This window comes from Microscilla marina ATCC 23134, from assembly GCF_000169175.1.
GTDB lineage: Bacteria > Bacteroidota > Bacteroidia > Cytophagales > Microscillaceae > Microscilla > Microscilla marina.
In genome coordinates this window covers 1-7,701 of sequence record NZ_AAWS01000100.1, presented here as the reverse complement: position 1 = coordinate 7,701, position 7,701 = coordinate 1, and the positions used below count along the sequence as shown (strand labels likewise).

Genomic DNA, 7,701 nt, shown 5'->3' with positions numbered 1-7,701 from the left:
TGCTATCGGTGTTTACTCCATTATTAAACCCCAGCAAATCTGCCAGCACTTCAATAGCATCCATTTGTTTTTCCATATTTTTAATTGACTAATTACTTATCAATATCAATGCTCACATGTTTACTTTCGTCATTGTAACACAAAGAAACTATATTTTTTAGATGAATACTTTAAAAGCCCCCATGTTTTTTACGCAGAAGTGAGCGACAAGATGTAACACGCTCTTTATCCAATATTTTTTGCCTCGATGCCTTATAGTTTAACCGATAAAATTGAAAAGTACTATCTCATCACACAAAAACACAAACACTCAATAAAAGTATGAAAAAATTACAAAAAAATATATTCAAACATTTAACATTGCTCATAAAATTAACAAATAAAAATCATCAACTAATATTTACTTTATACTAAAGAATACATAATAAATAAAATTTTATACCAAATAAGCGTATAAGTAACAATTTGTATATTCAAAAACTTATACTACATTTGCATCACACAAATAAAAATGAGAGATCAAAAATAGCATGCTAACTAATATTCTCATTAAATATTCACATTAAAAACAAATCAATGACTAATCAGATCAAACTAATCGCATTAGCTGCGATTACTTCTTTCATGTTTTCTTGCCAAAAATCAGAAAACGTAGAACCACAAAAACCTACTGCCGCTACTCAAAGTAGTAGAACTACTCAAATCATAGAAGTAGCTCCACCCTTTTTGGAATTTGACAAAATCAAGGTTTATAATAATTTAGATTTGCTTTTAAATTCAAAAGGTGAGCTTGTTGCTGGTCGTTTGGCCGAAGATGCTCGTGTTAGAGTAGCTGCTAAAAAAAGCACAGAAAAGGCTACTTTTAAGAAAGGGACAATGATATACTTTGATATAACATCAAAAGTTATTGGAGCCCTTCGTGGCCGACTTGATAGCGACGCCATAGTTACTACTAGAGGTGTTTATGGAAAAGTAGTCAGATTTTTAGCTGGAACAGAGATTAACTTCTCACCTGAGCGAAATAACTTAGGAGTTACTTTTGGCGTATTGGGTGCCTCTACCCAACTGATCAACTCTGATGGCACTGTTAGTTATTACCCACAAGGTACACGAGTAAACTTTGATGAGCAAGGCTTGGTAAAAAGCTCAACATTACCTTGGTAATAATTTTTTTATAAACCAAAGCTATTAATCAAAACCACCCAAACATTGACGAATGTTTAGGTGGTTTTTGTATATATAAACACTTATGTTTAGAGGTTTACATTTTCACCCCAATAATCAATACATCATCTGTTTGTGGGTTAGTGTCTTGCCAATCCCTTAGCTCAGTCTCCAGCAGTTGCTTCTGAATCTTAAGTGGTCTGCCACTTATCTCAAGCAAAAACTTTCTGAAATACTTTCGCATGTATTTGCGACCCAATGCCCCCCCAAACTGGTCTTGAAAACCATCGCTAAAAATATAATAAACATCTCCCTGCTGTATATCCATTGTAAAAGTTTCAAACACTTTACTCACCCGGTACTGACTACTGCCAATGGGAAACTTAGAGCCTTTTACCTGGTGTATTGCTCCGTTGCGGACATACCAAAAAGGATGCTTGGCTCCCGAAAAATACACCTTGCCGGCTTTTTCGTCTACTGCCAGTATAGATACATCCATGCCATCATTGATGGGGGCGCTATTTTCGGTACGGGTTTTTTGCAAAGTACTGGCCAAACGATGGTCTAGTTCATATAAAATTTGCGAAGGTTCAGTGATTTTTTGATTTAAAATTATCTCATCCAACAAGTTTTGCCCCATTACTGTCATAAAAGCCCCTGGTACCCCGTGTCCCGTACCGTCAGCTGCGATCAATACCTTGACCCTTGGATGCAACCGTTTGCTATTGTCATCTTCTTCGTCGTACACTGGTGGGGCAGTAATTTGCACACCCAAAGGTTCATTTTTATGGGCAAAAATATCTTCGTTAAACCAGTAAAAATCACCTGAAACAATGTCTTTGGGTGCAAGCAAAACAAAAGCGTCTTTAAAGTTTCGGGTAATCTCTTCCTGATCACACAAAATAGCCTGCTGGATTCTTCGGGCATAGTTGATACTATCAGTAATGTGTTTATTGGTGCGTTGTAGTTGTCGGTTTTTATCTCCCAACTGACTCAATGCCGCCTTCATGTGTTCAGATTGTGCCGCAATCTCTTCTTTTTGTTGCAGCACCTTTGCCGTGCGCTCTGTCACCTTGTCTTCGAGCTCTTGGGTATGCTTTTTTTGCAATTTGTCGTTTTGGTGTAGTTGCTCTATCAAATCGGCCTGTGCCCGGCGTTTTTCCAGCTCATTCTCTTTGATTTTATAACCCAATCCCAACGAAAAGAGCAATACTTCTAAAGCTGCTCCTGACTGGTATACTAATGAGTAGGCAAAACGTGAATAAGAATAGATAAATATGCCTGCAATGACGGCAATATTGAGCGAAAGAGCTCCTAAAATAAAATAACGGGCGGTAATGCTGCCGGTTTTATACAATACAACAAACAACACCGCCGAAAACAGCGCATCAATGCCCCCACATACCAACGAAAGGGTATTCATGAGCGGATAATTAGACGAGAAGTAGTAATAAATAAGTTCTATTGGAATCAAGGCAATGCGTATACCCATATACACCCTTACGAAAGGGTCTATCCTGGAAATAATGTCTTTGGTATGCAAAAAAACCCGCATAAAACCAAAGTACAATACCGACATCATACTTACTGTGACAATCCAAATGTAACTGTCTAAGGCAGGGTGTGCTGGAATAAAATACTCTCTGATAAAACCGTGAAAATAAAGAAAGTAGATAGCCAAAAACAGCATATAAGACGAGTAGTACAAATAGGTACGGTCTTTTGTACTAAAAAAAATGACTAAATTGTACAAGATCATAATCCAAAAAACACCTTGAAACATGCCTTGAAACAAACTCTCCCACCTTAAACCTTCATTGTAGTTTTGTAAATCATGCAACTCCAGGTTAAACTTGGGGGTGCGTTTATCAAACATGACAATTTTTATATAAATTGTTTGTGGGGTTTGATAGGGTAAGTATATCTTGACCAACGACAAAATGGCCTCATTGACTGATTTTTGGGCAACCGGAACAAAAACGCCTGCTTTTTTTACCAGGGCTTTGCCCTCTGGCTGTGGTATATACAATTCTACTACACTATTGCGCCCGCCTATATGCAACAACCAATCGTCTTTCCGCTTGACTTGATTTTGCAAGATTATCTTTCCCCAATAGGTATATTGATGTTTAAATTCTTTAATTCGTTGGTTGTAAGGGGTAAACTGTTGTTGAAATGTAGGCGAACTGATCTGTTCATAAGTGAGTTTATTAGAGGTATCTTCTAGTACAGTGAGGTATTGATTCAAACTTTCATGGATGGTTTTGGAAGGATTAGCAATGACCGCTACCTGATGCTGAACATTTGAATTGGTTTTTGAAGTTTGAGCAAAGCAAACAGTGTTACTCAATATCCAAAAAAGTACAATATAGGAAACCTTTTGCCACATATTGATGCTATAATTTTAGCTAAATTAGGAGAAATCTTTCAAAGTTAAACACACTTACTACAATTTATCCGCAAATCGGGTACAAATCAATCGTTATTCCGGCATGATCATTTGTAGAGGCAAGCCCCCACAACTATAGTTTTCTTTTAAATACAGGTTACAAACACCTTTTTTTTGTCTCCTTCATTTACACAACTGTTTTTACCCTACTCTAAGCCAATTTTCACTTATGAACACGATAAAAAAGACATTGATCATTTTTTCACTCTTACTATTCACTTTACCCGGTCATACTACTTCTCCTGATGTATTACTACACGATGAGGTAGTGGGTAAACTTGTGTTTGAACAGCGTAATAATACACTCTACATTACTGCAACGTTTGACAAGAGGTTGTTGGCATTGGCACTTAAAAAAGAAGCAAAGTGCTCTCCACAAGACATGATGAACTCCTGTGCTGATGAGTATATCCGACAAAATATCAAGATTCGGATCAATAATCAAGCGTTACCTTACCATAAAACCGGGCAAAAATTCCAAAAACGTCACATGGTATACGCTTTTGAGGCGTCTTTTGCTGACAATATTCAAGAGATTCAAGTAACAAGTACTTACTTACTCAAGTACAACACCCATGCCATTGTAAAAGCCTTATTCCTACTTAATCAACGTAACAGGTCATTTTCTTTGAATCACCGCCGCAAAAGCATTCAAGTATCTTACTCGAAATAGAAAAATCGCTGACATTTATTTATTAGATTGAAAAACAGCCATTCAACATATTCTAATTTTTCACTCATAAACATCCCCTCATACATGAAAAAGGTTACACTTTTAGTATTGTTGGCGTTTGTGCCTTTACTGGTCAAATCGCAATCGCTTAGTTGTGACAGTACCACTATTTATGCCAATGAAAGCTCCAATGCAGTATGTATTGACACACTGGGTTCGGTACGTTATTGTGTGAGCAATAACTACCCTGATCATACTGATAACTATAAACAGCCTCAGTTTACCGTAACAGCGGGTAATTACCTGTATGCCTTTTGTGCCTATCCTGACACTGCAGCGGCTTTTACCCCATTGTACGAAACCACCGAAACAAAAAAAGGCTGTACTTCTACATATACATTTGGGGTATCGATAAACGGGGTAAAATATGACCCTAACTCTGCCGAAACCTTTCAAAATCCTAATACAGGCGAAAATAACATCGAGTGGCACGTAGAGGCTACCTCTAGTTCTAATAGTATTGGAAAAAACATGGGTACTGATAATGGAGGACATTTAAACCCTTTTGGAGAATATCATTATCACGCTATTCCTACCAATTACTTTACTACTAACTTGGGGATCAGTGGCACATCACACTCTCCTATTGTAGGATATGCCGCAGATGGTTTTCCTATTTATTACAAATATGTTTATCAGAATGCAACCGATACTACCAGTGCTATTATAGGACTTTCGTCGGGTTATTCATTAAAGTCGGGGACTCGCCCTGGTGATGGAGTTAGCGCGCCTGATGGCAATTATGATGGTAACTATTACGAAGATTACAAGTTCAGCAGTGGCGATTTGGATGAATGTAATGGCAGATATGGCATCACTCCTGATTTTCCACAAGGTACTTACTACTATGTATTGACTGACAATTATCCATATATTCCCCGTTGTTTCAAGGGTACTTATGTAGACCACACTTTCCGGATTGGTCCTGCGGCATCTTGCCCTGAGTCTACCGCTGGTACCGATTGTGCTACTCCGGTATATGGTTGTCTTGATCCATTTGCCACAAATTTCAATACCAATGCAGATATAGACGATGGTAGTTGTACTTATTCTACTACTTCTGTTTCTGACGAAATATATGCCAACTTTAAAGCATATCCAAACCCAAGTCAAGGTAGTATATTCATCGCCTTACCAGAACACATTGCCTATACGGTGAGTGTAGTAAATTTATTGGGTGAAACAATTATACAAACTACCACTGATGCCTCTACTTCTCAAATCACCCTAAGAGACTTGGAAGCAGGTATCTATTTTATCAAGATTGCCAGCGAAAAGTATAAGATTACAAAAAAGTTTATTGTAAAATAAGTGATCAGAGATTGGTCTCTATCTTCTCAAGAGAAACACAAGAGGCAAAGCATCAGACTTGCCCCTTGTGTTTTTATATTTATACCACTCCGCTCCAGCAAAAAAAGGAGAGCCCTAAGACTCTCCTTTGATTATTTTTATCAAAACTATTGACCTATTTTTTCTTATCATTCATTTTGGCATTCCGAGCAGCGTTCTTTTTCTCTGCTCTTTCTTGCTGTGCTTGTCTTGCTTTTTCTTGTGCCTCTTGCAAACGTACCTGAAAAGGAGACTTTTTCTTGGTTGCCTTGTCTTTGTACTTTTGCTCAGCTTCGAACTTGCTTATTTTCGCTTCTATTTTTTCTTCGTCTACAAAATAACGCTTGATTAGATGCTGCTGCCCTAGGGTAATCAAGTTTTGAATTAAGTAGTAAAAGCTCAGCCCTGAAGGGTAAGAGTTTAACACAAAGAAAAAGATAATCGGCATCATGTACATCATCACCTTCATCATACCAGCATTTGGTCCACCTGCTGTGGCCGTATTTTGGTTACTGGTCATGGTGATTCCAATAGATGAGATAGACATCAAAAGGGTGAAAATACTGATGTGATTGCCCAAGAATGGAAGGTTAAACGAGAATGTAATGACGTGGTCGTATACCGATAAATCGCTTGCCCATAAGAATGGTTGTTGTCTAAGCTCGATGGCACTTGGGAAGAACATAAACATTGCAAACAAGATAGGCATTTGCAACAGCATAGGCAAGCACCCTTGTACAGCAGCAAATGGGCTTTGTCCAATTTTTTTATACAGTTCCTGTTGATGCATACTGGTGGTTTGCATGTCGGGTTCTTTGCCACCATTTTCTTTACGATGCTTCTCTTTAAAAGCGTCCATTCGTGGCTGAAGGTATTTGTTGATCACCTTCATTTTTGCCATAGACTTGTAAGAGCGGTACGTAAGTGGGAAAAGCATTGACTTGATGATGAGACTCAACAAGATAATGATTACTCCATAGTTTGACACAAACCCTTCGAGGAAAGCAAACAGTGGTACTACCAGATATTTGGCAAACCAGTTTACTACCGGATAACCAAGGTATACGTTGTCGCTAAAGCTTTCTGCTTCTACCTTTTTTAGTATATAGTATTGGTTAGGACCAAAGTAAAAAGAGAATTGCCCTTTGCCAGCTATGATATCGTTGCTGCCCACCAGTAAGTCTATTTCTCCGTGTTTCTCAACGGTCTTGCTTTTGGGGTCTTTTACTTCAGTAGCAAAAACTGCAGCATTAAAGTTTTTGTTTTTGGCAATTAGTCCGGTAGTAAAAAACTTTTGGTTGAAAGTAGCCCAATGTAAAGTTTCTTTGATTCTTTTTTGTTGGTACTCAGCCGTCAGCCCCGACAATTCTTCAAAATCACCTTTGCTGAGGTAATAGTTGATTTTTGCTTTTTGGCGGCTTTGCTCCAGGTCAAATTCCAGGCGTTTCATTTCGTTTACCCAGTGAAAAGCCACATCAGACTGCCTTCTTAGGGTATTTTCGAGCCCTACAAACTTCAAATCATAGCCTAACTCAAACCCATCGGCTTTTAAAGAATAGATTTGCTCTATGTATTGATTGGGTGCCAGCTCCAACTTAAAACTTACGCTTTGTGCCTTGTTTTTTACTTCAATCTTAGCAGCAGCATTGGTGCTAAAATACAAGTCAGCAAGATTAATTTGCTTATTATCGGAGGTTTCTACAGTAAGGTCAATCTTACTATTGGTACCATCCATCAAATACAAAGGTTTTTTATCGTAGGTTTTGTAGTTTTTCAACAACACCTTGTGTACCCGTCCTCCCTTTGTATTAAAGGATACTTTAATGTTTTTATTTTCAAGCGTAATTTCTTTTGCTGTGCCTTGACTTGCCTTTTTAAACTGACCATAATCGGCAGGTTTAGTTTTGCCTACTGGCTGTTTTTTGGAGTCTTGGGTTTTTCTGGCTCATCTGAACCGTGTCTTTCACATTTTTGGATCTTGATCTTTTAGGATCTGGTCAAAAACTGAAAGTATACATCACATCAC

General features: G+C 38.0%; 4 protein-coding genes and 1 pseudogene. 3 read left to right on the top strand and 2 right to left on the bottom strand.

Annotation, left to right across the window (positions count from 1 at the left end; translation table 11 throughout):
• The first annotated feature begins 576 nt into the window (after nucleotides 1-576).
• Complete coding sequence (locus M23134_RS36730; protein ID WP_045115068.1) at nucleotides 577-1,164, top strand: hypothetical protein; 588 nt, start codon at nucleotides 577-579, stop codon at nucleotides 1,162-1,164.
• 97 nt (nucleotides 1,165-1,261) lie between these two features.
• On the opposite strand, the gene M23134_RS36725 is transcribed toward M23134_RS36730, so the two are convergent.
• A complete protein-coding gene (locus tag M23134_RS36725; RefSeq protein WP_002706012.1) occupies nucleotides 1,262-3,553 on the bottom strand; it encodes a 7TM diverse intracellular signaling domain-containing protein in 2,292 nt (763 codons plus the stop codon).
• A gap of 229 nt (nucleotides 3,554-3,782) precedes the next feature.
• Here M23134_RS36725 and M23134_RS36720 point away from each other — a divergent pair, with 229 nt between their 5' ends.
• Nucleotides 3,783-4,286, top strand: a complete 504-nt coding sequence (locus M23134_RS36720) for a DUF6702 family protein (RefSeq protein ID WP_002706009.1) — start codon at nucleotides 3,783-3,785, stop codon at nucleotides 4,284-4,286.
• Nucleotides 4,287-4,370: 84 nt separating this feature from the next.
• Nucleotides 4,371-5,657 (top strand): YHYH protein, encoded by a 1,287-nt coding sequence (locus M23134_RS39545; protein WP_002706007.1) that lies wholly within the window; start codon nucleotides 4,371-4,373, stop codon nucleotides 5,655-5,657.
• Nucleotides 5,658-5,811: 154 nt separating this feature from the next.
• Here M23134_RS39545 and yidC read toward each other — a convergent pair.
• Nucleotides 5,812-7,593: pseudogene (gene yidC, locus M23134_RS36710) on the bottom strand (membrane protein insertase YidC); the annotation flags it as partial.
• Nucleotides 7,594-7,701: the final 108 nt, after the last annotated feature.